Source organism: Brucella pituitosa (assembly GCF_003049685.1).
In the GTDB taxonomy this organism is placed as follows: domain Bacteria; phylum Pseudomonadota; class Alphaproteobacteria; order Rhizobiales; family Rhizobiaceae; genus Brucella; species Brucella pituitosa.
This window is the reverse complement of the sequence record NZ_PYSY02000003.1, coordinates 298,271-323,242: the sequence shown is the minus strand read 5'-3', so window position 1 is coordinate 323,242 and position 24,972 is coordinate 298,271. Positions and strand designations below refer to the sequence as shown.

Sequence of the window (24,972 nt, the reverse complement as noted above, 5' to 3'; positions counted from 1 at the left end):
TGACCATGGAAGCTTCGGTAGCTTGCAGTCCTAACGGCATTTATTAACCCAATTTAATGGGCTGAACAAATTAATAGAATGCATTATTTGAACCATTAAAAGGGTCACTTAATGCGCCTAACGCTTCAAACCCATTTTGATGGTGAGTGGCATCACGCCGCGACACTGGAACTTAACGACGACCCGGTCGGTTTCCAGGGCGCGTCGATCGTCGATTACGATCTCGACTATTTCGTCACTGTGGCATCGGCGGAGTTCGCAGCTGGAAAGACCGTCCGCGACCATCGCGCGTTGTCCGTCCGCTATCCCGTTGATCTTGAGAATCGATACAGCCGCAGCTGGCCGCCCTTTGTCCTGGACCTTATGCCTCAAGGACATGCAAGGCGTAAGCTTGCCGAACATCTCGGTATTATTGAAGGTTCGCGTGCTTCGGATCTCCCGCTACTTCTGCGATCGGCAACAGGCGGCATAGGCAATATCCGGATCAAAGAAGCGGTCGAGGCCGAAACGAGGCCGCTGCGTGGTGTTGAGCGCCAAGGAGTTACAGAAGCGGAAATGCTTGCGCGGTCGGATCGCTTTATGGAAGTTGCCGATCGCTTTGGAATGCTCGGCTCCAGCGGCCTGCAAGGCGAATGGCCGAAAGTGTCGATGACACAGGCGACTGATGGGCTTTACTATCCTGACAGCTTCGTGACCGATGCTGAAGCCGTGCGCCACGTCATCGTCAAGCTTGTCCGGAGCAGCGAGCCTGTAGACCACCTTATTCTCGAAGGCGAAGCCCTCTATTCGAGGATCGCTCAAGAGATCGGCCTGAATGTCAGCGAATCTTTGACCTACGCCGAAGGCGTCCTGATCATTCCCCGTTTCGACAGGAAGAAGGAAGGCGGTGGAACCGTCCGGCTGGGCCAGGAAAGTCTGGTGTCAGCGATCGGCGTTGCCGATTTCGGCCACGTCGGCACGCATGAGGCCTATATCGATGTTCTACGTCAATATTCGGCCAATCCTTTCGCAGACATTGTCGAATACCTTAAGCGCGACATCGCCAACCTCGCGCTTGGCAATCTCGACAATCACGGCCGGAACTCGGCTCTCAGCAAGCACCAGGACGGCACGATCCGCCTGTCTCCACTGTTTGATTTCGCGCCAATGCGGCTCGCCAAAGAGGCGATCGTTCGCTCCACGCGATGGGCGATCATGCGTGATGGTGGTCGCGACCATCTTCCCGATTGGAAGCGGATTTGCACTGAACTGGTGCCTAAACCCGATGAGCAGAAAGCTCTCGCCGCTGCGCTTTCCACATTCGCCGAGCACCTGCGACACGCACCGGATCTGGCGAAAGATATGGGTGCGGCCCCAGCGATTCTGGAACGTGCAATGGGCCGCTGCTTGGAAATCGCGGATAGCGTTCTGGAGAGCTGCCATTAATGTCGAAGGATAGCTAAATGGCTCGATGGAAGAAACCGACGAAAGAAGAGATTCTGGAAAACCGGCGAATACTGGCGGAGCTGCTCGAACCGGGGACCTGAGACTGCCCGGTGCGGTAGCGGAAATTCGTAAGGGGATTGGCATGACGCAAGAGGAGTTTGCCAAGACGCTGTCGCTTACTCGGCGACAAGTTGCGGAGATCGAAGCCGGTACCGCGAACCCAACGCTTGATACTTTAGTTAAAATTGGCCGATTGTTCGGATTTTCTGTGGGGTTTGTTCCTAAGGCGCAATGATGGTTGAATTTTCCCGGGGATACCGTTGGCGTCCTGAACCACGCAGAAGCTTTGCCTTTCGGGGCACCACAGTTGGCGGAGTGACGATGGTATGATGTGACAGTAAGGCGGAATGGACCGCACGAGCCGAAGAACCCGTGGTGTTGTCTTGCATGTGATTAAGCGCGGAAACGTGACTCACCAAAAATGGCATCTAAACCATTCAATTTAAAAAGGTTATCTGCCTTCTAAGAAGGGCATGATAAGCGCCGACTATGACCCCTCTTCGAACGGCAATATGGGCATTTAAGTCAGTAGGTTAATGGCAAAATTCGCGGGGTCGGTCTTTGGCGCCTAATCACACCGATTGCTAAGCAAGAATTCGCGTACGTCCAATTCCGATGACCGGAATCCCAAAAGAAGACATTTATCCTTGGATTGCAAAAGCCCAATTCAGTTTGAGAGCATACCACTCAAACTGGACGCATGAAAAAGCCTTCGCTCTCCACTTTATCAGGCAAGTCCAACCACTTTCCCGCAACCGCGTCACCTCATCCGATTACCGCCAATTGCGCCAGAATCGCGTATAAAAACCTCTATGATCCGGCTCGTTCTAGGGAAGTAGCCTGAAATGGCAATTTGAAGGAATATCGCTTGCCCAGCAGTTGCAACAGAAAGCATGGGATGGAAATACGATCACATCATGCGTAATCGTAATGACGTGCCATTTGTAGATTTATAGCCACCGATGGCATTTTCTGCTCTGGCGCGTTTCCCACGCTCGATAAGATTCTGCCATTCCATCCGACCCAATTCAGTAATTGTGCGGCTATCCGGCGGGTCAAAGTTGCGCTCCTCTGTTTGCAATCTTGAATCAGCAATCAACTGTGTTAGGAACCCTGAACGCCAATAGACCCTATTTCGGCGCGCGGACAGCTGTTTCTCTCAAGATGAGTTCAACCGGCCAGAGTTCGTGAACATCAGACGCCACGCGACCATCGAGCATATCCATCAATAAGTCAGCAGAGCGTTTACCAGCGGCACGCATAGAAGAACGCGTAGCGGTGAGTGACGGCACCATATTATCGGCGCTCAAAAATGAAATAACGTCATCATGCGCAATGACTGAAATGTCTTTGCCAATGGTCAAACCAAGCGATCGTGCTGCACGATAAATACCAAGTGCCGTCATCATGGAGCCAGCAACAAACGCTGTTGGTCGGGGAGTCTGCTCAAGCAATTTTTTTGCAAGACGATAGCCTACTTCATCGGTGAAGTCGCCATGTTCAACGAGGTCAGGATCGAAAACGACACCCTTTTCCTCAAGTGCCTTGCGATAACCTGCATCGCGATGGAGCGAAAAAGTAAACCCATAACGCCCATTAATCATGGCGATATGCGTGTGACCGAGATCGAGCAAATGTGCTGTCGAACGATAAACAGCACCTTCATTATCGATATCAAGCCATGCATGCGGTATGTCCGTGTCTGACCGCCCGTGGACAAGAAACGGCATGCCAAGTTCGTGCAGCAGCTTTATGCGTTCATCATTTGGCTTCGGTGACGTGATAATAATCGCATCAACTCGCCTGCTTATCGCAAGCCTGTGGCAAAGCTGAACCTCGTCGTCCGTGCCAGTGCTTGCAGTCGGACTGACGAGAATATCCACTTCGTCAACGCTCAGGCGTTCGGCCATGCCGCGCATAAATTCCGCGAAGTGAAACTCGCTGTTGCGTCCCATCACAACACCAATCGCACCGGCACGGCCCGTTACCAGCCGCACCGCATTCACGTTCGGCCTGTAGCCAAGGCGGATAGCTTCGTCCATCACGCGCTTGCGCGTGCTTTCGGCAACCTCAGGATAACCGCTCAGCGCACGGCTGACAGTGGTAGCAGAGAGACCGACTTGTTTAGCGAATTCGCGAAGTTTCATTTGGGTTATCGATTTAGACACATATGAGGCAAGCGATTATTGCGGGGTTGCAGCTGTTAACATCTGGCATATCCAGAGTTGATCGTAACGACAATGACGAATTTTGAAAGCGTTTTCAATATTTTTCAAAAACTTATAGTGAATTATCGCAAGATCGCAGCGTTGAAAGCAACGCCTCGCGTTTCATCTTCCACATTAGTTCTTTGAATATAAATAATAAAATTATAAAAATTTAAATGTCATTCAACTGCAATAATGAGTGGGTTGACAGAAAAGCCACCGTCTGCAACCTTTTGACCATCCAAACCGTTTTCGATTTTATCAAACCGCTTGCTGAATGGATGGGAGGAGGAACCAATGAAAAAGATAACGAGCGCTCTGGCAGCTTGTGCAGTTTTTGGTCTGACAACGACGTTTGCTGAGGCCGACGAGATTTCAATTGCCGCAAATTCGACCGGCAATAACATCAAGTTTCTACAAGAACAGATTTCCAAATTTGAAAAAGACACTGGCCACAAGGTCAACATCGTTGCGATGCCGTCATCCAGTAGCGAGCAATTCAGCCAGTATCGGTTGTGGCTTGCGGCAGGCAATGCCGATATTGACGTTTATCAAACCGATATCGTGTGGGCACCACAGCTTTCGGACCAGTTTGTCGATCTGAAAGAAGCAACAAAAGACGTCACCGGCACGCATTTCCCATCGATCATCGCGTCTCAAACCGTGAACGGGAAACTGGTTGCATTACCATTTTATACAGATGCTCCAGCACTGTTTTATCGCAAAGACTTGCTGGAGAAATATGGCAAGGCCGTCCCGAAAACATGGGATGAAATGACGACGACTGCCAAAGAAATTATGGATAAAGAGCGTGCGGATGGTAAGGCCGATCTTTGGGGCTTTGTGTTCCAAGGTAATGCTTATGAAGGCCTGACATGCAACGCACTTGAATGGGTTAAATCGTCAGGCGGCGGCCAGATCGTTGAGGCCGACGGAACGATTTCAGTCAATAATGAACAGGCCGTGGCGGCTCTTGATCGCGCAAAAGGCTGGATCAATTCAATATCACCGCAGGGTGTATTGGCCTATCAGGAAGAAGAGTCGCGTGGTGTCTGGCAAACGGGCAATGCCGTATTCATGCGCAATTGGCCTTACGCTTATGCACTCGGCAACAATGACGACAGCGCGGTAAAAGGCAGATTTGACGTTGCACCCTTGCCCGCCGGTGCGGATGGTGAAGCACCCTCCTCGGCACTTGGCGGCTGGAACCTTGCTGTATCCAAATACTCAACCAAGCAAGGTGCAGCGGTTGCTCTGGTGAAATATCTCGCATCGCCCGAAGTGCAAAAGGTACAGGCCATCGAAATCTCGCGTCTTCCGACCATTGAAGCGCTTTATGATGACCAGGAGATCATCGCGGCTCAGCCATTTATGGCAAACTGGAAGCCGATATTCCAAAACGCGGTACCGCGCCCGTCGGCAGCCACCAAGGTGAAATATAACGAGGTTTCTGCCAAGTTCTGGAATGCCGTCCACAAGACTCTTTCTGGCAACGGTACTGCGGCTGAAAATCTTGAATTGCTTGAAGTCGAACTGACCGAACTTGAAGGTTCTGGCTGGTAAGGACTGTTCAAGCGGCGTTCGGATTATCGTCCCAAGCAATCCGAACGCATGTTTCCCAAGCGCGAAAGTCCTAGAGGAAAATTATGACGGAGACCTCTCTTGATGGTTCAAGAGCGGCATCGGGGAACCGACGCCACTCGGACCTCCACAAGCAGCGAATTCGCTCGGCTTGGTTGTTTCTTGCACCAACGCTTCTTGTTTTGGCGCTTGTTGCAGGATGGCCGCTGCTCCGCACCATCTATTTCAGTTTCACCAATGCATCGCTAACAAGCTTGGCAACGGCTGAATTTGTAGGCTTCAAGAACTACCTGACATGGATCACACTCAAGAGCGGTAAAACCGTTTATCGCGGGCTTCTGGTCGATCCGGCATGGTGGGGTGCAGTTTGGAACACCATCCGCTTCACCGTTTTTTCCGTCAGTCTCGAGACCTTATTCGGCCTCATCGTGGCATTGGTGTTGAACGCGCAGTTTCGCGGTCGCGGGTTGGTACGCGCAGCCATTCTCATCCCATGGGCAATACCGACTATTGTCTCGGCCAAGATGTGGGGCTGGATGCTCAATGACCAGTTCGGCATTCTCAATCACATTCTGCTTAATCTCGGCGTCATCAGCCAGAAGATCGCATGGACAGCCAATCCTGACACGGCAATGATTGCAGTTCTGATCGTTGACGTTTGGAAAACAACGCCCTTCATGGCGCTATTGATCCTTGCAGGGTTGCAAATGGTGCCATCAGACATTTACGAAGCTGCAAAAATCGATGGCATCCACCCGATCAAGGTTTTCTGGCGCGTTACACTACCGCTTATCCGTCCTGCACTCATGGTGGCTGTGATCTTCCGCATGCTCGATGCATTGCGCATATTTGACCTGATTTACGTACTGACACCCAACAATGCCCAGACGAAAACCATGTCAGTCTTCGCGCGTGAAAATCTCTTCGACTTCGACAAGTTCGCTTATGGGGCGACTGCCTCCACGATGCTTTTTCTCATCATCGCAGCGATCACTGTCCTCTACATGTTTTTTGGACGCGTAAACCTCAACGGCAAGGGAGAGTAGCATCATGCACTATGTGAAAACCCTTAGCTTTTATCTGCTGGTTGCGTTCATCATCCTAATTGCGGTGTTTCCGTTTTACTATGCAATCATCACGAGCTTCAAATCGGGAACGGCGCTGTTCCAGGTTGATTTCTGGCCAGAAAATTTCTCGGTCGCAAATTATACCGGCGTGCTGACCCATGGCAGCTTCGTTCAAAGCCTCGGAAACTCACTTCTTATAGCAACGGTTGTGGTCGCAATCTCGTTGCTGCTTGCCGTGACCGCGGCCTATGCGCTGGCGCGTGTTAACTTCCGTGGTCGCGGACTGTTGCTGCTGACCATCCTGTCGGTTTCAATGTTCCCGCAAATTGCGGTGCTCGCTGGCCTGTTCGAACTGATCCGCTTTCTCGGCATCTTCAATACCCCCCTTGCGCTGATTTTCTCCTACATGATCTTCACGCTGCCATTCACCGTCTGGGTGCTAACCACCTTCATGCGTGATCTTCCTGTCGAGATCGAAGAAGCGGCAATTGTTGACGGTGCCTCGCCATGGGTCATTATCACGCGCGTTTTCATGCCGCTGATGTGGCCCGCTCTTGTCACAACCGGGCTGCTCGCCTTCATTTCCGCATGGAACGAATTCCTTTTCGCCCTCACCTTCACCTCATCAGCAGGGCAACGCACGGTTCCGGTCGCCATCGCACTTCTGTCTGGCAGCAGCCAGTTTGAAATTCCATGGGGCAACATCATGGCCGCTTCGGTCATCGTCACCGTTCCTCTTGTCGTCCTCGTTCTCATCTTCCAGCGTCGGATCGTTTCTGGTCTCACGGCTGGCGGTGTCAAAGGCTAGGAGTTTAACCAATGGCCGAACTTCAACTGCGCAATGTGCGCAAATCTTTTGGCAATTTTGAAGTCATCAAGGGCGTGGATATGGATATCCGCCCGGGCGAATTCATGGTTTTTGTCGGGCCGTCCGGCTGTGGCAAGTCTACACTTCTTCGCCTGATCGCGGGACTTGAGGAAATTACTGACGGCGAATTGTCCATCGACGGAACGGTGGTCAACAGCCTCAGCCCATTCAAGCGCGGCATTGCGATGGTGTTTCAATCCTATGCGCTTTATCCGCATATGACTGTATATCAAAACATGGCCTTTGGTATGCAGCTTGCCGGAAAAACCAAGCAGGAATGCAAAGACCGCATTCAAAGTGCTGCCAAGATGCTCCAACTCACACCTTACCTGGAGCGCCTCCCCCGCCAGCTTTCTGGTGGCCAGCGTCAGCGCGTTGCCATCGGCCGCGCCATCGTGCGTGATCCCAAAGTCTTCCTGTTTGATGAGCCTCTATCCAATCTCGACGCGGCTCTTCGCGTAGCAACGCGACTTGAAATCGCGAAGCTCCATCAGAGCATGGAAAACACCACCATGATCTATGTGACACATGATCAGGTGGAGGCCATGACACTGGCTGATCGCATCTGTGTGTTGCGTGACGGTCGCGTGGAGCAGATCGGCACGCCGCTCGAGCTTTATGAAAAGCCGAATTCATTGTTCGTTGCCGGATTTATCGGATCACCCAAAATGAACTTCCTGACCGGCGACCATGCTGAAGGGTTCAAGGCACACACCATAGGCCTACGCCCTGAACACCTTAAAATTGTGCCAAACGATGGACACTGGACCGGGCGCGTAATTCATACAGAAATTCTGGGTTCAGACACCTATGTCTATATCGATCTCGGACTTGAGGAGCCGCTTGTGGTTCGTGAAAACGGCGTGGCAACGCGCAAGTCTGGCGAGACACTTTCCATCTCCCCCGCAGAAGAAACCATTCATCGCTTCGATGAAGCAGGCCGCGCATTTGACGCAGACCTCCCAAGTTCAATGACCAAGGCGACAACGCCAAAACAAGGAGAATAATCGTGCCTATTCGCACTATCGTCTGGGGTGAAAATGTTCACGAGAAGATCAATGAAACCGTCCGCGCAATTTATCCGGATGGTATGCACAACACGATTGCTGCAAGCCTGAATGGGGATACAGATATTGAAGCAACAACCGCAACCTTGCAGGAACCGGACCACGGCCTGAGCGAGGAACGGCTTGCGCAAACCGATGTGCTCGTCTGGTGGGGCCATAAGGATCACGGCGGCGTCCATGACGAGATCGTTGAGCGTGTTGCGAAGCGTGTGTTTGAAGGCATGGGCCTCATCGTTCTGCACTCCGGCCATTTCTCGAAAATCTTCAAACGCCTGATGGGCACCCCATGCGCATTGAAATGGCGTGAGGCTGGCGAGCGCGAGCGCGTGTGGGTCGTCAATCGTGGTCATCCGATTGCACAGGGCTTGGAAGAAAACTTCGTGCTTGAAAATGAGGAAATGTATGGCGAGCAGTTCTCGGTGCCTGAACCACTCGAAACTGTCTTCATTTCATGGTTTGCAGGTGGCGAAGTGTTTCGCTCCGGCATGACCTGGCGTCGTGGCGCTGGCAATATTTTCTATTTCCGCCCCGGCCATGAAACCTACCCAACCTATCACGACGCCAATGTGCAGACTGTTCTGCGCAACTCAGTCAAATGGGCATACAATCCGCAGCCTGCTTGGACAGGTATTCATACAGCACCGAACGTACCCGTCGATAAGGCGCCAGAATCCATCGAGGAGCGTGGCCCGAAACTGCACAAAGCCGGCGAAGCCGGTTATCGCTGAGGTGCATGATGAGGCTTCTTATTCTTGGAACTGGCGGCATGGCGAAAAGCCATGCCGAAGCCTTCAAAGTTATTGAAGGTGTAGAACTCGTTGCAGCCTGCGATGTCTCAGCGGAACGTGTCGATGCGTTCTCTGAAAATCACGGCATCCAAAACCGCTTCACCCGACTTGAGGATGCAATTGCATGGGGCCAGTTTGATGCTGTGGCAAATGTCACGCCCGATGCAATCCACCATCCAACCACCTTGGCGTTAATCGGCGCTGGCAAGCATGTTTTCTGCGAAAAGCCCCTGGCGGAAAACTATGCACTGGCAGCGGAAATGGCGGATGCCGCCGAACAGGCTGGTATCATCAATATGGTCAACCTGACCTATCGTAATGTCGCTCCACTACAAAAAGCACGAGAGATGGTTCTCGCAGGAGAAATCGGCCAGATACGCCATTTTGAAGCGTCATATCTGCAAAGCTGGCTTGTATCTAAAGCTTGGGGGGACTGGAAAACCGAAAGCAAATGGCTCTGGCGGCTTTCCACAAAACATGGCTCAAACGGCGTTCTGGGCGATGTCGGCATCCATATTCTCGACTTCGCATCTTACGCCATTGGCAGCGATGTGGAGCGCGCTTCCGCACATCTAAAAACGTTTGAGAAAGCTGATAATAACCAAATCGGCGAATATGTAATGGACGCGAATGACAGCTTCGTCATGAGTGCCGAATATGCAAACGGTGCACTGGGCGTTATCCATGCAAGCCGCTGGGCAACGGGCCATCTCAACGAGTTACGCCTGCGTATTCACGGTGACAAAGGTGCGCTTGAGGTGCTTCACACACCAACCGGCTCGAGCCTCCGCGGCTCATTTGGCGAAGATATCGAAACGGCCACATGGCGCGATATTGATGCGGGGACGGTAAAAACGAACTATCAACGCTTTGCCAAAGCTGTCGCCAATGGCGTTAGCCTTCAGCCAGATTTCCGCCACGCAGCTAATCTGCAACGCGTGCTGGATCACGCCATGAATGTGGATGGGCCTCTGCCCAAAATTATGTGAGCTTGATACTCAATAAGATGCGTGCCGGTTTTCTTAATCGGCATGCTCAATTGATGCGGCCAATGTCGCTATTCTGATCTGGCGATTGAGACGACGCTGATATGTAGCAAAGGGTGCTGATGAGTACGAGGCAGCTCCCGAGGACTTGCAGACATTGCCGGGAATAATGTCGGACACCATAAATCACCACTTCATTCCGCAAAATTGGCACATGAGTATCGCTCCACGTGCTATTCGCAACATCAATTAGTTAAATTTTCTCGTGCTTGCTTTTGCCTGTGATATTGCGCACGTTGTTGTCCAATCCACCTGGCAGATTACATAGGAGGAAAAGACATGCAGCATTACGGACTGAAATCGTTTTCCCTTGCCGCTGTTATCGCCATTGCGGGTCATCTGCCTTCGGCTCACGCGGCATCACCCGCTCCGGCGGAAGGGCAAAACGGCATGGTGGTTACAGCTCAGCATCTTGCCTCGCAGGTCGGTGTTAGCGTGCTGAAGAACGGCGGCAATGCCGTCGACGCTGCTGTTGCTGTCGGCTATGCACTGGCGGTTGTCTATCCGACAGCCGGTAATCTCGGCGGCGGTGGCTTCATGACGATCCGCTTCAAGGACGGCAAGAGCACCTTTCTTGATTTTCGCGAGCGTGCGCCGCTCGCCGCCACCAAGACCATGTATCTGGACAAGGATGGCAAGCCGGTCGAAGGCGCCAGCACTGAAACCTATCTCGCCATCGGCGTGCCGGGCACGGTGGCTGGCCTTGAGGAAGCACGCGAAAAATATGGCACCCGCAAGCGCGAGGAGCTGATCGACCCGGCACTGAAACTTGCCAAGGATGGCTTTACGCTCGAGCTGGGCGATATTCTCTCCTTTGCTGACGGCAATGAAAGACTTGCGAAAGACCCGGCGGCGGCGAAAATCTTTCTGAAAGATGGAAAACCGATTCCGTTGGGTGAAAAGCTTGTCCAGCCGGATCTGGCAAAGTCGCTTTCGGCCATTTCGGAAAACGGGCCATCGGCCTTCTATCAGGGCGATATCGCCGATCTGATTGTCAAATCGAGCAAGGAGAATGGGGGCATACTCGCCAAGGCCGATTTCGAAGAATACAAGGTCCGTGAGCTGGAACCGGTCAAGTGCAGCTATCGCGGCTATGACATCGTCTCATCGCCGCCGCCTTCTTCCGGTGGACTTATCATCTGTGAAATCCTGAACGTGCTTGAAGGTTACCCGATTTCCTATCTGGGCTATGGTTCGGCAGAAACCACGCGTTTGATGGTGGAAGCGATGCGCCATGCCTATGTGGACCGCAACACGGCATTGGGCGACCCTGATTTCGTTGACAATCCAATCGAGAAGCTCACCAGCAAGGCCTATGCTGCAGAAATTCGCAGTCGTATCGACCCTTATCGCGCTGGTGTCAGCGAAGCGCTGAAGCCCGCTGAATTCAAGGAGTCCAACGAAACCACGCATTATTCCATCGTGGATAATGACGGCAATGCTGTCGCTGTGACCTATACGCTGAACGGATCGTTCGGCACGGCCAAGGTGGCTGAGGGCACCGGAATTCTCCTCAACAACGAGATGGACGACTTCACCATCAAGCCGGGCGTGGCCAATCTCTATGGTCTCATACAAGGTGAAGCCAATGCCATCGAACCGCGCAAGTCACCGTTGTCCTCAATGAGTCCGACTATCGTATCGAAGGATGGCAAGCCGTTCATGGTGATCGGCAGCCCCGGCGGTTCGCGCATCATCACGATCACGCTTGAGGCGATCATGAATGTCATCGATCACGGCATGGACATTCAGGAGGCTATCGATGCCCCGCGCATCCATCACCAGTGGCTACCGGATCGGGTCTATATGGAAGCGAACGCGCTTTCGCCGGATACGATCCGGTTGCTGACCGGCATGGGCTATACGGTCGGAGAAGACGCTGACTGGCCGGTCTGGGGCGAGGCAGCTGGCATTCTTGTCGGCGGCAAGGATATGGCAACGATCGAAAAGGGCGGCGACAACCGATATTATGGCGCTATCGACAGCCGTGCCGTCGCTGGTGCTGCCGTAGGTTATTAGAGCACAGCAGTCATCGACCGCCTTGATTTCCAGTCAAGAATCCATGCTCTTTCAATTCTGACGTCTGGAATAACGTCCGAGGCGGCCATTCGGCTTTTTTGCTCTGAATTGAACCAGCTGCCGTCAGGATGTAACGCCGCCAGCCCCAAATGCATAAAATCTCGCCTGGGTTTTCAGGCGGGCTTGTGATTTGCGACTGGAGGGGTAATGGTCGGCTCCCGCCCTCTAGCCTGTTTTGCCTGTGACGGCCCTGGTACAGGCAAGCTCCATATCTTGCGCCCGTTCCTAGGCTTTTATTCGCGGTCAACTTGTTATAAGGTTTTGGCAGAAACTTATAACGCTGCTAACGGTAAGATTGGCTATAAGGTTTTTGGCAAGAACTTATAACGACATAGTTCAACTCGCCGCCGGTGCGACCAACTCATTCGAAAAGGCCAAGGATGAAAGAGATCGACATCAGCTATAGAACGATGTTCGCGGAGTTGGCGCAGCGGACCATGGATGCACAATTCGTAGCAGACTTCCCTTTAGAAGGATGGTTTGTGACCGTAACCGTCAAAGATCGCGATTATTGGTATTTCGATCTCCCCACCCCCGAGGGCAAAGACAAACGAAGCTACGTCGGCCCCGCGAGTGACGAAGCCATCACTAAGCGGGTAAGAGCCCACAAAGAGATCAAGGACAACATCCGAGAGCGTAGACGCATGGTTAGCACGCTGAGACGCGCCGGCCTTCCCGGTCCTGATCCCTTCGCTGGGGACGTCACGAAAGCCTTAGCCGATGCTGGGTTGTTCCGGCTGCGCGCCATCTTGATTGGGTCGGTGGCATTCAGCACCTATGCTGGAATGCTCGGTGTCCGGCTGCCCTCTGTCGCGCTGCAGACAGGCGACGCAGACTTCGCTCAGGACTTCGCAATATCGGCTAGTGTCCAAGATAGTCTCCCGCCAATCCTCGAAATCCTCCAGTCAGTCGACCCTGAATTCCGAGAGATTCCGCACCAGGCCGATAAGGCTAAGGTGGTCGCCTTCGTGAACGCCAAAGGCTATCGGGTGGAGTTCTTGACCGGAAATCGGGGATCAGAAGAATACACTGGCAAGCCGTCGCCCATGCCCGCCCTCGGCGGCGCGTCGGCGGAGAATCTGCGGTTCCTTGATTACCTGATCTACGAGCCTATCCGCACAGTGCTTCTTTTCCGCGAAGGCATAAACGTTCTCGTTCCTGCTCCCGAGAGGTATGCCGTACACAAGCTGATTGTGTCGTCGCGAAGACTCACTGACACGTTGGGGCGTTTGAAGGCTGACAAAGATCTAACGCAAGCCGCTTTGCTCTTCGAAGCTCTCGTGGAAACGCGCCACGGCAATGAGTTAGGCGATGCTTGGGAGGAAGCATGGGAGCGCGGTGATGCGTGGAAAGAGAGCATCGTCAGTGGCTTATCCAGACTACCCAAAAACGGAGTGGAAGCGTTAAGAGAGGCACTCGGTTCCGATGTTGTGGAAGGCTTACTGAAAAGGTGATTGACAGATTTCGCGAGAAACGAAAGACGACGACAGGCCAATCTATGATTGCCAGTCAGAATCCGCCTTCGTTCAGTTGTGTCGACCGGAATGAAGCCCAGGTGAGCGTGATGTTTGTAAGTCAGGATCTGGTTCGCTGCCTCTCCAACCACTGTCGATTTTCATTTCACGATGAACCGGTGTTTCGTTTCGCTCCAATCCGAATGAGAAGAAAAAATGAAAGTGATATCCAAATCTTGAGTAGTGCCACACGGATCACGATGAAATGAAAAAGTGGGTCATTCCGTGCTGCAAATTAACACCCGTCCATCGGGAAGATCGGCAGGAACATCATTTAACTCCGAGCGCCGACGATCCATACCCGCAATATCCGGGATCAGGACTTCCGCATCTTCCAATGAAGAAATCGGAAACACCGCATCTGCCTGCAACGCGACGGCTGTCCTATACCCGAAATAAGCTGCGACAAGTTCATGGGCGTGACCAGAGCGGAGTTTGCTGCCAGTCAGACTAAGGTAGTATTCGCGCAAAAGATCTGCGCATTCCTTTTGGATAGACATGACAAATCCATTTCACACCGGCGTCGTGAAGGGGTGGTCGCAAGCGCTTCATGAACACCCTGCGCCGGCTGAATGGTTGCCGTTCAGGATTTTGTCTAAGATGTGCCGCCTTTTGGGTCGCTTGCAGCCCTGGCGTTCGGCTCCATCCTCAGAAAGATAACGCAACTTTTCTGGATTGCAAGTCAATCAGAAGCTCCTGATGCTTCGGCGTACCAATGGGGTTGTAATTTCTGAAGATTAAGCTATGTTCTTTTTATGTTCCGTAATTCGATCGTAGATGCTGGAAACCGATATGGAAATTGCCGCATCGACTAGAAAAATCATCCACATCGACATGGATGCCTTCTATGCCTCGGTCGAGCAGCGCGACAATCCGGATCTCCGTGGAAAGCCGATAGCGGTGGGCGGCTCTGGCGTTCGAGGCGTGTTGACGACGGCAAGCTACGAGGCGCGCGCGTTCGGCGTACACTCAGCAATGCCATCGGTGACGGCCGCACGCAAATGTCCTGAGCTGATTTTCGTGAAGCCTCGTTTTGAAGCCTACCAAGAGGTCTCGGCTCAAATCCGCCAGATTTTTGCCGAGTACACGCCCTTGGTCGAGCCCTTGTCACTAGATGAGGCCTACCTTGACGTGACGGACAATCTGAAGGAAATGCCCATAGCGACGGAAATCGCGTTGGAGATCCGCGCAAAGATCAAAGCCGTCACCGGCTTGAACGCGTCGGCTGGAATCTCTTACAACAAATTTCTCGCAAAAATGGCGTCCGACCTGAACAAGCCGAACGGTCAGGCCGTCATCACCCCCAAAAACGGACCTATCTTTATCGAAGGCCTTGCGGTCAAGAAGTTTCATGGCGTTGGCCCGGCCACCGCCGAGAAGATGCATCGACTTGGGATCGAGACCGGGGCGGATTTGAAGACGAAGTCGTTGCAGTTTTTGACGCAGCATTTTGGCAAATCGGGTGGCTATTTCTATGGAATCGCACGCGGGATCGATGAGCGCCAGGTTCGACCAGATCGGGTGCGAAAATCCGTCGGCGCTGAAGACACATTTGTTGAGGATATAGAAGATTTGGATGCCGCCAAAATCGAGCTAAGGCCGCTTGCGGACAAGGTCTGGCGCTATTGCGAAGCGAAAGGTATCTCAGGAAAGACCGTCACGGTGAAGATCAAGTTTTCAGACTTCTCCCAGTCAACGCGCAGCAAGACGAGCATCGTTCCTATTCGGAGCAGCCTCGATGTCCTTCGTGTCGCGGCAGACTTGCTGTCAGCTGTGTATCCATTCAAAAGATCTGTGCGCTTGCTGGGTGTCACACTCTCATCATTGACAGACGAAGGGCCTGCTGCTTCTGGCGGCGAGCAGCCGCAACTGAACCTCAACTTCTAATGCCTTCTGCATCGGGTTTAACGTCCGATCAGTCTATTTCGGCTCTCGAAATGCCTCTGCCATCATCCGATCGCGGTTGCTCATCACCGCATGAGCGAAGACCAGATTCTCGTCATTGGAACGTTCAAGTAGCTCATAAAGGAGAGAGAGGTTTGTTTCCTGCTGCGCTCCCAGCGAGTGACGGATTTCACCAAGTGCGTCGTCGTCAGTTGCGCAGATGAACGAGAAATATTTCCCGAGGAAACCAGCCAAAACATCTGAAATTTGAATGCCGGGTTCACTCTTCGAGTCCGCAAACCTGAAGTGATTCAGATCCTTGTTTCCGTCAACGAAGCGCACGTCTTTGAGATAGTCGATGATGAGTTCTTCGACATCGAGAATGTGGGAAGCATTCTTGAGGATGTAGAGGCGCTCAATAAAAAAGGCGCCGAAGCTGTCGATCAGCACATTCGGCGTCTCGTCTTCGACAAAGGGGAGAGAGTCGACTTTTCGAGCCAATTGCAACACACCCTTCAACATCATGTAGTTGAAATGATCGAGCAAATCAGAGTGAGCTTCAGTCAGGTCTAATAGCTCGTCAATGAATTCCCGGCGCCGCCTCTGCCCCACGTTTGGGTATTCATAGCGCCGAAATAGATCGATCAACCCATTGATGTCGTGCCGGAGGATAGTGAATAGATCGTTCTTCAGATGCCGCTCGTAAGGGATAAGATGACCGGCCTCATCATTTGACAAAATCGAGTCGACAATATCGACGACGCTCCAATAAAGCGGATCGACGACCGAGAAATGCACGCAGAGGTCTTGTTCAAGAAGCCAACGCAGGAAGGTTTCCAGCTTCCGGCTCGTGAGCATTTTGAGAAAGTCGCCAGTCGCGACGTTCTTGAGCTTGATCTCCGGCGAGGTGTCCTGGACCTGCAGAATATCCCGTAGGTGTTTCAGATCAAAGATCCGCTGTGGCCCAGCATAGGCTATACCTCCGATAACGAAGCATGTTGGTTCGCGAATATTGAGCCCGTCTTCGCGAACATGCACCCTCCGATGGTTGTTTGTCTCGTCGTAATAAATCGTATAGTCCCGATCGACGTTATGGAGCCCATGAAGAGCGATTGGCGCTTTTCGCCGTTCATTCACATCGACAATCATTCTCGCCCTATCCCTGCCGCAACGACAATATGTGGTTCACTTCGTTATTCCGCCGCCGCTTGTGGGCTTCTCATCCTTGAGCGACTGTTTCGGATGGGCCTCGTCGGCGATCGCCATAAGCTGATCAAGGGTCAACGCATCTTCGGTATCTTCCTTGAGGGCGATCGCTGCTGCGATCGCTCGTAATTCCCTAGTTCCGGACTGGTCGTCCAATTCGCCGGGCAGCTGAACAAATGCCGCTTCTTTTCCCGTCATCTGAATGCAATTCTTTCCCGCCGCGCAGGATTGGCCAGGAACAAGACAGCCCCAGCGCGGTCGAACGCGTAGACTGCGTAAAACAGCAGCTTTGCTTTCGGTTTTTGCAATCCGCTGGCGAGCATCGCGTCATAGAAAACGCGATGCGTTTCTTTCCAGGTTCGCACATGTCGATCAAAATACCAGTCGTGGATAACGGCCGCGCGGATGTAGCCATCTTCCCATGGTGAACCCACAAAAGGTTGCAACAGCGGGGGGATCGATGCCCCCTCGGTCTTGGTTGCCTTGTTGGTCTGCCAACCCACGCCCTTGGCATCGATATAGCCGAAATCGGCCTCAAGCAGCTTGTGGTCAGGATCGCCCGGAATATCGACCAACCCGAACTTGCCGGTGAAGCAGTTTCGATCGCCGGCCGCCTGGCAAAACGACGCCGCGGAAGCGCTAGTGCTGCATAGCCATAGACCCAATGCGGCGATGGATGACGCGAGTAAAATTTTCATGGAAAGCCCCCTCTCCCTCTAATCGCTAGACTAGCAATTCCAGCGCAACGATCAACGGGGAATGGTACCAAGATAGCCAAAAATACGGTAGAGGAGCTGGCGATCAGTTCCGGCTAGAGGCGATACCAGAGTTCACGCCTGAGCAGCTCCATCTGTGTCATCGCCATCAACAAGTCGCGTGAGCATCGATGTCACTTTAAAGACACCAAAAAATCGGTGCACGATCGTGAGACTCCCTGCAAACCTAGGGATACCGTGAATCTCAACGGTGTAGATCCGCTCGTTTAGAGCGTTCGGGCTGCCGAAATTCAACACCTTAAGAGGCTTGGCGTCATAGAATTTATCAACTCCCGCGACAAACTGCTTCCATTCAGCGCTGCCGTTGTCGAGAAGCTGATGATAAATGTGGTTGATGCGGTAGTTCCGCGGCAATTGCGCTTTCTGCGACTTGTAAACGAGACCACAGGACAGGGCGGTGAAAAACTCATCGAAGCGAGTCTGGTCAACAGTGTAGGCAACCCCACCGGGGACCTGAACAGCGCCTTTTGATAAAAGGCGCATCAAGGCATGGTTATTGCGCGAAAGCTGTGGCGCCACGCGGTCTTGAAATACCTCGCGCGCTCGATTGCGCGGCGAGGAATGCATACAGATCTGGGCGAGAACATAGAGGTCATTCATCGACTTGTCGTTGTTATGGGTTTTACAAGCCTTCACCGTCAGGAGCTGATGCCTCTCGCCTTCGGGAAAGAATGAACGCGGGGGAATATGTTCCTTAGTTACTCCCTTTTCGTTACACCCCTGAAAATAGCAGGTCATGCTCGAAGGCTCCGTGATGATAGCAGGCGCCCATGCCAGAAAGATTGCGCCTGCAGGATGTCAGCATTTTCAGCCCGCTTGTTTCACTATCTGACGCAAAGCGGCAGGCAAGCTATGGCATTTGGTAATGCGTTCGCCGAGAACATTAGCGACCCAACCATGATGCCGTTCAGGAACGAACATTCGGGCGCCAACCAAACCATTGAAAATCAGATTTCCGACGGCTGCTGTCCCCAGGCCAGAGACAACACGCTCGGAGCAAAGAATGTCAGCCGTCGTGATGATCTGCATGGACGTGAACCGCTCGCCGGCGATCCGCTGCGCTTTGCGCTCGTCGATGACGACGGTATAGCCTAAGACGGCCCCGGCCGCGAGCGTAGCAGCTTCACCGTCATCCAAGGTCTCTGCTGTACTTCCGCTAACAAGGCCCGCGAAAAGACGCTCTCCCTCGTCATCAAGCTCAACGAATTCGAGCAGTCCGTCATCGGCGAGTTTCGTTGCCATATCAGCATCGTTTCTAGCACTGAAGCGATCGGCGATGAGCTCGTCCCGGACAATGGTACTCGCTCGAAGCGTCACTCCAAACGCGCGAACAACATCAGCTCCTTGCCCTGTCGCATTCAGGTTTATGATCACGCTGGTATCGACGACGAGGTTGGGCGAAACGCTACCGGAGAATAGAGGTTGCCGCATTGGCTCCACTTTCTTCGGCGTCGATATCAGTCAGGAGGTCGCGGACCAGCACGCGATCCAGATGAAGCATTCTCGCGATCTGGCCCTCGCTCAAAAGACCGCGTTTTGCCGCTTGATAGGCCATCAGCCCAGTTTTGAGGGGCACCGGCAGCGCGGCTTCGTCTTTCATTCGATCGCTCTGAACAGCGTCGCCGAAAACCTGCCTGACATGCTCCTCAGTGATATCGCCGTTCGCCTGGAACCAGTCCCAAGTACCACGCTTGGTAAGCTGCAGCTCCTCCAACCGCCGCACCATTGCCTCGCGCGAAACGTGGAAAAAATGGGCAAGGACTATGACGTGACGGCGGGTGAGGCTCGTAGCCCCTGCAGTCACTTCCTCGAACTTCTGCCGGACCGCCTGCGCTGGCGTCAGAAAACCTCGAGCGAAAGCGTTCGCGTACTTCTCCTCCCGAGAGCTTTCAAGCTCGTCGATTTCGCTTACCTCCGGCTGGCTGCGCGTTGCGACCAAGTGACCCAACTCGTGCGCCGCCGTTTGCGTGCGCCGGTCGATCGGGTGACCGGAGTTCAACAGAATGCAGGCTCCGACCGAATCGTCAAAGGCAAAGAGACCGGAAATCTTGGCCGGCAGACGACGAACATAAAGCCGTACGCCCATCTGCATTTCCAGCAACGCGCTGATGTCCGAAACCGGCGCTAAACCGAGACCGAGCCAATGGCGAAGTTCCAAGGCATGCTGCTCTGCCTGTTGGCGAACCTCGCCGGCGAGAATGGCACGCTCGGGCGGCAGATTGCGAACGTGCGGAACCCCCAGTAGCGCCTCGAGCTCCACGTCAGCGCGGACAAGCGCGGACATAAGCTCTGCCGCCGCCGATACGGACGCTTCTTCGTGATCCGCAAGTCTTCGAAATTTTGGCGTCAGCTCGACATGAACAGCTTCTTTACGAAGCAGCGCGTTGGCGCTGGTTTTATAGAATTGCGCGAGCTGCTGAAGCTCACTGATCTTTACACGACGGCCACCCTTCTCAATCGCGACCAGAGTCGTGCGGCCGACGCCGATCAGGGACGCTGCGTCGGCTTGGGTTTTCCCGGCGGTCTCTCGGGCAATGCGCAGCCGTTCGCCGAGCTGTTCCGCATCGAACTGATCGTTTCCTTCGTTCATCGCGTTCACGCCAACCATTGGGCGACGAATGATTTTGGCCCAAGATCTTTCATGAATGCCTTCCATTCTCTGTCATGCTGTTCCAGCAAGCCGAAAAGCTGCTCTTCGGCCTGCGTCGTCGTTATCTGCATTTGCTCAGCCAATTGCCAAGCGCTCCGCTTTACCCGGATCCTGTGCAATGGTGAAGCGCTCATTTCGGCGAGATGATCAAGATGCAGCGCTCCGGCGATACCGTATCGCCGCATTGCACGCGTTACCTTATCGAAGCCATGAACGGCACCCTTCGCAAAATCTTCGGCGCGCAAATCCTCCCAAATGTAATTCTCTTTCGGCTCATCAATGCCGGCGGCATGGAAGCTCAACCTGCGCAACATGCAAGCCGCGCATACGCCACAATGACGACGCTTGCTGGCGAATGATGAATTACGACTCTGCTGCCAGCAAGACCGGGTCTTATTCCACTCATCGGGATTGCTTTCAATCGAGACGAATTCCGCAAGAGTTTGTCCCTTCGTCCTCCAAAGCTGCGGCAACTGGAAACGGATGGCGTAGTTAAAAATCGCCTCCACCACCTTCTCCATCTTTCGAAGGAAGCGTGGGTGGTTGCGGTAATCTTCATAGCCATGGCTGGTGGGAACAAGAGTGGGACCAAGTGCCCCCTGCCCGCTTTCCGGCATGGCCACATCGTGGGTGCCGACGAGATAGGCAGCCAGAGAACTCAGGAGCGTGAACTTGAACCCTCGGCTGCGCACTGAGGATTCTTTTATCCCGCGCCCTTTCATGTTCACCGTGAACGGTATGTTCAAAAAGGGGACTTTCTTGCGGTCGCGGATTGGCCGATCATCGGATTTCGATCCGACACGCACTCTTATGATCCGATCACCACGACCGTTTGCGCTGAGGATCGCTGATACCGCGCGGGAATCTAGACCGTCGCTGAAAGGCGTCACGGTTCGCCCGGCATCTCCCCATTCCAAAAGGCTCTGCCGCCCAATGTCGGCATCCAGATCAGTCGTAGTAGCGGTGAAGGTGATATTCCATTCATCACCGGTCAGAAACTTCAACGCACCTGCGATCGCATCTACCACCATCGGGCTCTGCCAATGCCTGACGTCGTGAACCGGAAGTTTGAGCTCGAACCGTCTTGCCCAGAGAAGCCCTGATCGCTTCAACGCTTTGTCACAATATTCTACCGCAGCGATGAGGACCATCGCATCGTAGACACGGCTGTCCCAATTTTTCGTTCGATAGTCGTCCAGATCTTCCGTTTTAAAGGCGATCTCTTTTCCAATCTCAGCCACGTGCCAGCCACTCACGGACTTCGCACCCCGCTCGATAACGGCGACCCGGATAGACTGAATCTCGTTTGGCTGCGCGCTCAAAATGCGACCCCCTGATCAAGACCATCGTGAACGGTGGGCGTCCTCGACACGCTGATGGAGCGATCACCGAGGATGGACTTTGCCAGACGGCCGAAGGCACCATTACTGTTCATGTGACCAATGGTGTCGTTGACCCGGCGCCTCATCTGCTGACAGGCACCGGGACCAAGCTTGACCAGGTAATGTTCCTCCATTGCTCGCCCGTTCGCTGCGAGCCGCTCGGACATGGCAGCGGCCAGACCCTTCTCAAGTGCGACAATTCCGCGATACCCTTCTTTGAGGGCCATCTGAGCACATTCGACCGCAGATGCGGCCAGCGTATCGACAGCCGGGTCCACCCGCACGCGATCAAGCTCATCGTTCATCGACGAAGCCAAACTGAGAAGATCCTGCCCGTCAGCAATCGCCACGATTTGCTTCAGTGTTGGCGCCACCTCGATTGCCACGTCGCGTAAAAGCGCCACTTCCGCGGCTTCTCCGATCTGGTTGACACTGAATGCTGGCTTGAACGCCCACGCGGCGACACGCTGGTAGCCGTGACGGAGAGGCAAGCTTTTATGGGGACCATCGCTCATTGAAATCTCCTAATGTCAGCTATGTTGATATTTTTTACCTGACATGTCAACATACTACCATAAGGCGATTTTCTAAACGTCGGAGTCAGTGAGAAATGGTTGAAGAGCACGCCCAGCGAGAAATCCTATTGGCGCCTAACCGAAGTGCCACCGACTGGCGGCTGCTTTCAAAAACGATAGTTATCGGCGATGCCACGAGCCGTTGGGACAAGGCGTTTGACGAATTCTTCTTCCGGCGGCTGGAGAGCCGATATCTGAAGCCAATCCGTGTCCTTCAGGACAAAGGAAGCTGGGAGGGAGAAGGGTTCAGCATTGTATCCATTCAGTGCGCCTTGCTGGAATTTCTTGCTGCTTGTCGAGGCGGCCTAATCTACCGTCACAAGAACCCTATTCCTCCTTATGAGTACAACTTAAGCGGTGACCTCTTCGCGACCTTCCTGTCGACAACAGCGCCCTTTAACGCGTTGTTTAAGCTTGAGGATGCTGTCGAGTTTTATCGGCAGGTCCGTTGTGCACTGTTGCATGAAGCAAGGACGAAGGGTGGCTGGATCATTCACTCATCAGGACGGATGGGCGTCGATTGTACTCGGAAGATAGTTTTTCGAAACACGTTCCAGACGCAGATCATAGACTACATCAATGACTACGGCCGTGATCTGCTCAACGACACTGATCTTCAAGCCGCGTTTATCCGCAAGTTCGATGATCTTGCTTCATAATTTTGACTGGGGAGAAAAGGCCAATGGGCGAATTCAATAGGATGACAGTGGTTGCCGCTGCGGAGGTCATTTCCGATAGTTATTCCCATAGCGACATCGACGTTATCGAAAAGCAGTGAGGAATCGAGGACAGGGGTGGAGGAGCCAGCAAGCCGGCAAGGGTCGTCAGCCTTTTCAAGGCCGCAATAGAAGGTGGACCGCCGGTCTATACAGAATCCGGCCAAGTCAGCCTAGAGCGAGCAATCATCGAAAAGGCCCTTACGAACTGGTCGACCAAGAAAGACACGCCTTCTTGGCAAAAGCTGAAGGCAGGTCTCAGGTTCGACGGTTTTGAGATCGTTGAGCCTCTTGAGGACGACGACGTGTGGGGTAGACGCGCCTCAAGGGCGCCAGCAATCCTTGTAAGGATGTTGCCACCCGATGCCCCCGAGCTGAATATGCGAGAGGCAGAAAACGAAGTCGTTCAACTCCGAAAAAAGCACAAACTAAGCACTGCTGAGGGTCATTTGGCTCGGGCAATGTCTGCCTTCCAGAGAGGCGAGTGGTCAGGCGCAAACGGCGAGCTTCGCAACTTTCTTGAAAGCTATTTCAATGAGATCGCCGTCTTGGCGGGTTGCGATCTAACGTTTGACAGTCGACAGATGCGCGATTTTCTGGGCGGAAGCGTTACGCCGCCGTTTCTCTTGGCAGACTACAACGAGTGGACCCCAGATGGCAAAAAGTCTCCATTCGTCCAGGCACTCCTAAGCCGAATGCATCCGCACGGCGGGCATCCTGGACTGTCTGAAGAAGAGGACGCGACGTTCAGACTCCAGATAAATTTGGTCACCGCAAGGCTGTTTCTTCGTCGGCTGGACCGCGGAGCATATTAAACAGCTTCATTTAGGCGCGGCCCGCGAGAAACGCGACTCATAGACACGAATGGTATTTGAATAATGGATTTGTTTGATCCGCGTTTCCAAAGTGAAAGGCTCCACAAGCACTTTCGTGCAATCTCCGCCGATGCTGGCTACAAGAAAGTCCGGCCTGTTATTCAGGCTTGGGCAACCGGCTTGCTCAATCGGAAGGGCGAAAGTGAAAAATTCATCAATGAGTTCCAAACGACTTTTAACTCGTCAATGTGGGAACTCTATCTCAACAGGGCGCTGATCGATTTAGGATGCAGCGTCGATTTTTCGAAATCTGCGCCGGATTTCTTCGTCAGCGGGCCAGGTAATTACGAGTTCAATATCGAAGCCGTCATTTCCGATATGCCGGCGACAGCCCCCTCAGTGAAGCCGTTCGACGAGCAAGACTTCAAAACCCGAGGTGCGTTGAAGCTTGCTGGGAAAATCAGGGACAAGTTGAACCTCTACCGCGGAAGCGAAGAAAAGAAGCACCCGTATGCCTCGATGAGCCACGTGCGAGGGCGGCCTTTTGTGATCGCTATTGCCCCATTCGATAGCGAACTCTCGCTCTTTCAAAACAACGAGCTCATCAACATGGTCCTTTTTGGTTTGGCGTCACCGGCGCTGGAAGGGCCAGACCTTGGAAAGCAGGGCAAGATCAGCTCGCTCCTGAAGCCTTCAGGAGCGCCTGTCGAAATGGGAATTTTCACGAACGATTCGTTCAAGGAGATCAGCGCCGTCTTTTTCTCAACTGTCGGCGCCTTTGGAAAAGCCGTCATTGAGAGCAAGATCGATAAGCTCGTTCGTTCGACGCGGTACAGGCTGATCGACAAGAACAAGGCGGAGCCAAATTCGCACCGCTTTCAACTCGGCCCGTTGAACTACCTGGTCGTAGACCGTCGAGAAAGCGAAGATCAGATCGGCGGCGCGGATGTGCTCATTCAGCATTCATCATATCATCGCGAAACCCATCTCGACGGGCTTCAGGTCTATTTTAACCCATATGCAGAGGTGCCATTTGATCCAAATTTTTCATGGCCAGCAGAGGTCGCTCTCAATTACTACGACGTTGAAACCCATGAACATCTCCAAGCGCATCCTGACGGTGCGCTCGTCTCAAGGCAGGTTTTTGAGGTAACGCCCCAATCCATTCGGCTTCTGCTATATAGATATGGCTTCCTGCGATGAAGAGGCCCGGCACGAGAGATGTCTAGATGCCTCTTGCTGTGATCAAGGATCTGCGTGAGGCGA

The 24,972-nt window shown here is 53.3% G+C and carries 22 protein-coding genes and 2 pseudogenes; 13 read left to right on the top strand and 11 right to left on the bottom strand.

Annotated features, from left to right (window positions below; all coding sequences use genetic code 11):
* Positions 1 to 111: 111 nt before the first annotated feature.
* Together C9380_RS21780 and C9380_RS21775 are read left to right on the top strand one after the other, a co-directional pair.
* Entirely contained in the window at positions 112 to 1,425 is a 1,314-nt protein-coding gene (locus C9380_RS21780) for a type II toxin-antitoxin system HipA family toxin (RefSeq protein WP_128094644.1), read from the top strand.
* Between the two features lie 17 nt (positions 1,426 to 1,442).
* Positions 1,443 to 1,720 (top strand): annotated as a pseudogene (locus C9380_RS21775) (helix-turn-helix transcriptional regulator).
* A 684-nt stretch (positions 1,721 to 2,404) separates the two neighbouring features.
* Here C9380_RS21775 and C9380_RS27735 read toward each other — a convergent pair.
* Both C9380_RS27735 and C9380_RS21770 read right to left on the bottom strand, forming a co-directional pair.
* Positions 2,405 to 2,533 (bottom strand): annotated as a pseudogene (locus tag C9380_RS27735) (IS5/IS1182 family transposase); the annotation flags it as partial.
* Positions 2,534 to 2,615: 82 nt separating this feature from the next.
* The gene (locus C9380_RS21770) at positions 2,616 to 3,632 is read right to left on the bottom strand and encodes a substrate-binding domain-containing protein (RefSeq protein ID WP_105534976.1); all 1,017 of its coding nucleotides are present in this window, start codon (positions 3,630 to 3,632) and stop codon (positions 2,616 to 2,618) included.
* Positions 3,633 to 3,989: 357 nt separating this feature from the next.
* Between C9380_RS21770 and C9380_RS21765 the strand changes: the two genes are divergently transcribed.
* From C9380_RS21765 to C9380_RS21730, 8 genes are all read left to right on the top strand, one after another.
* Positions 3,990 to 5,255: an ABC transporter substrate-binding protein gene (locus C9380_RS21765; protein ID WP_128094643.1), complete on the top strand. Its 1,266-nt coding sequence runs from the start codon at positions 3,990 to 3,992 to the stop codon at positions 5,253 to 5,255.
* 83 nt (positions 5,256 to 5,338) lie between these two features.
* Positions 5,339 to 6,319: a carbohydrate ABC transporter permease gene (locus C9380_RS21760; RefSeq protein ID WP_100556692.1), complete on the top strand. Its 981-nt coding sequence runs from the start codon at positions 5,339 to 5,341 to the stop codon at positions 6,317 to 6,319.
* Positions 6,320 to 6,323: 4 nt separating this feature from the next.
* A complete protein-coding gene (locus tag C9380_RS21755) occupies positions 6,324 to 7,148 on the top strand; it encodes a carbohydrate ABC transporter permease (protein WP_128094642.1) in 825 nt (274 codons plus the stop codon).
* 11 nt (positions 7,149 to 7,159) lie between these two features.
* Positions 7,160 to 8,215 (top strand): ABC transporter ATP-binding protein, encoded by a 1,056-nt coding sequence (locus C9380_RS21750; protein ID WP_128094641.1) that lies wholly within the window; start codon positions 7,160 to 7,162, stop codon positions 8,213 to 8,215.
* Positions 8,216 to 8,217: 2 nt separating this feature from the next.
* On the top strand, positions 8,218 to 9,003 hold the full coding sequence (locus tag C9380_RS21745) for a ThuA domain-containing protein (protein WP_128094640.1): 786 nt from the start codon (positions 8,218 to 8,220) through the stop codon (positions 9,001 to 9,003).
* Positions 9,004 to 9,011: 8 nt separating this feature from the next.
* Positions 9,012 to 10,052, top strand: coding sequence for a Gfo/Idh/MocA family protein (locus C9380_RS21740; protein WP_128094839.1), 1,041 nt, complete (start codon positions 9,012 to 9,014; stop codon positions 10,050 to 10,052).
* Positions 10,053 to 10,388: 336 nt separating this feature from the next.
* Positions 10,389 to 12,128: a gamma-glutamyltransferase gene (ggt, locus tag C9380_RS21735; protein WP_128094639.1), complete on the top strand. Its 1,740-nt coding sequence runs from the start codon at positions 10,389 to 10,391 to the stop codon at positions 12,126 to 12,128.
* Between the two features lie 440 nt (positions 12,129 to 12,568).
* Positions 12,569 to 13,642, top strand: a complete 1,074-nt coding sequence (locus C9380_RS21730; protein WP_128094638.1) for a nucleotidyltransferase family protein — start codon at positions 12,569 to 12,571, stop codon at positions 13,640 to 13,642.
* Positions 13,643 to 13,920: 278 nt separating this feature from the next.
* Here the strand turns inward: C9380_RS21730 and C9380_RS21725 are convergent, their stop codons facing one another.
* Positions 13,921 to 14,202: a hypothetical protein gene (locus C9380_RS21725; RefSeq protein ID WP_210249792.1), complete on the bottom strand. Its 282-nt coding sequence runs from the start codon at positions 14,200 to 14,202 to the stop codon at positions 13,921 to 13,923.
* Positions 14,203 to 14,494: 292 nt separating this feature from the next.
* Here C9380_RS21725 and dinB point away from each other — a divergent pair, with 292 nt between their 5' ends.
* Positions 14,495 to 15,589, top strand: coding sequence for a DNA polymerase IV (gene dinB / locus C9380_RS21720; RefSeq protein WP_128094637.1), 1,095 nt, complete (start codon positions 14,495 to 14,497; stop codon positions 15,587 to 15,589).
* Positions 15,590 to 15,622: 33 nt separating this feature from the next.
* On the opposite strand, the gene C9380_RS21715 is transcribed toward dinB, so the two are convergent.
* From C9380_RS21715 to C9380_RS21685, 8 genes are all read right to left on the bottom strand, one after another.
* The gene (locus C9380_RS21715) at positions 15,623 to 16,735 is read right to left on the bottom strand and encodes a DUF3800 domain-containing protein (protein WP_128094636.1); all 1,113 of its coding nucleotides are present in this window, start codon (positions 16,733 to 16,735) and stop codon (positions 15,623 to 15,625) included.
* 36 nt (positions 16,736 to 16,771) lie between these two features.
* Positions 16,772 to 16,990, bottom strand: coding sequence for a hypothetical protein (locus C9380_RS27730; RefSeq protein WP_247877661.1), 219 nt, complete (start codon positions 16,988 to 16,990; stop codon positions 16,772 to 16,774).
* Positions 16,987 to 17,490 (bottom strand): DUF1353 domain-containing protein, encoded by a 504-nt coding sequence (locus C9380_RS21710; protein WP_247877662.1) that lies wholly within the window; start codon positions 17,488 to 17,490, stop codon positions 16,987 to 16,989. The genes C9380_RS27730 and C9380_RS21710 overlap by 4 nt, the downstream gene beginning before the upstream one ends.
* A gap of 132 nt (positions 17,491 to 17,622) precedes the next feature.
* Positions 17,623 to 18,306, bottom strand: a complete 684-nt coding sequence (locus tag C9380_RS21705; RefSeq protein ID WP_128094635.1) for a hypothetical protein — start codon at positions 18,304 to 18,306, stop codon at positions 17,623 to 17,625.
* A gap of 69 nt (positions 18,307 to 18,375) precedes the next feature.
* Positions 18,376 to 18,999, bottom strand: a complete 624-nt coding sequence (locus C9380_RS21700; RefSeq protein WP_128094634.1) for a PIN domain-containing protein — start codon at positions 18,997 to 18,999, stop codon at positions 18,376 to 18,378.
* Positions 18,974 to 20,176, bottom strand: coding sequence for an ImmA/IrrE family metallo-endopeptidase (locus C9380_RS21695; RefSeq protein WP_374844474.1), 1,203 nt, complete (start codon positions 20,174 to 20,176; stop codon positions 18,974 to 18,976). Before C9380_RS21695 ends, C9380_RS21700 begins: the two co-directional genes overlap by 26 nt.
* On the bottom strand, positions 20,164 to 21,540 hold the full coding sequence (locus tag C9380_RS21690) for a 7-cyano-7-deazaguanine synthase (protein ID WP_128094633.1): 1,377 nt from the start codon (positions 21,538 to 21,540) through the stop codon (positions 20,164 to 20,166). Before C9380_RS21690 ends, C9380_RS21695 begins: the two co-directional genes overlap by 13 nt.
* Positions 21,537 to 22,115, bottom strand: coding sequence for a hypothetical protein (locus tag C9380_RS21685; protein ID WP_128094632.1), 579 nt, complete (start codon positions 22,113 to 22,115; stop codon positions 21,537 to 21,539). The genes C9380_RS21690 and C9380_RS21685 overlap by 4 nt, the downstream gene beginning before the upstream one ends.
* 95 nt (positions 22,116 to 22,210) lie before the next feature.
* Between C9380_RS21685 and C9380_RS21680 the strand changes: the two genes are divergently transcribed.
* Together C9380_RS21680 and C9380_RS27725 are read left to right on the top strand one after the other, a co-directional pair.
* A complete protein-coding gene (locus C9380_RS21680) occupies positions 22,211 to 22,834 on the top strand; it encodes a hypothetical protein (RefSeq protein WP_128094631.1) in 624 nt (207 codons plus the stop codon).
* A gap of 935 nt (positions 22,835 to 23,769) precedes the next feature.
* A complete protein-coding gene (locus C9380_RS27725) occupies positions 23,770 to 24,909 on the top strand; it encodes a hypothetical protein (protein WP_247877663.1) in 1,140 nt (379 codons plus the stop codon).
* The last annotated feature ends 63 nt before the right edge of the window (positions 24,910 to 24,972 follow it).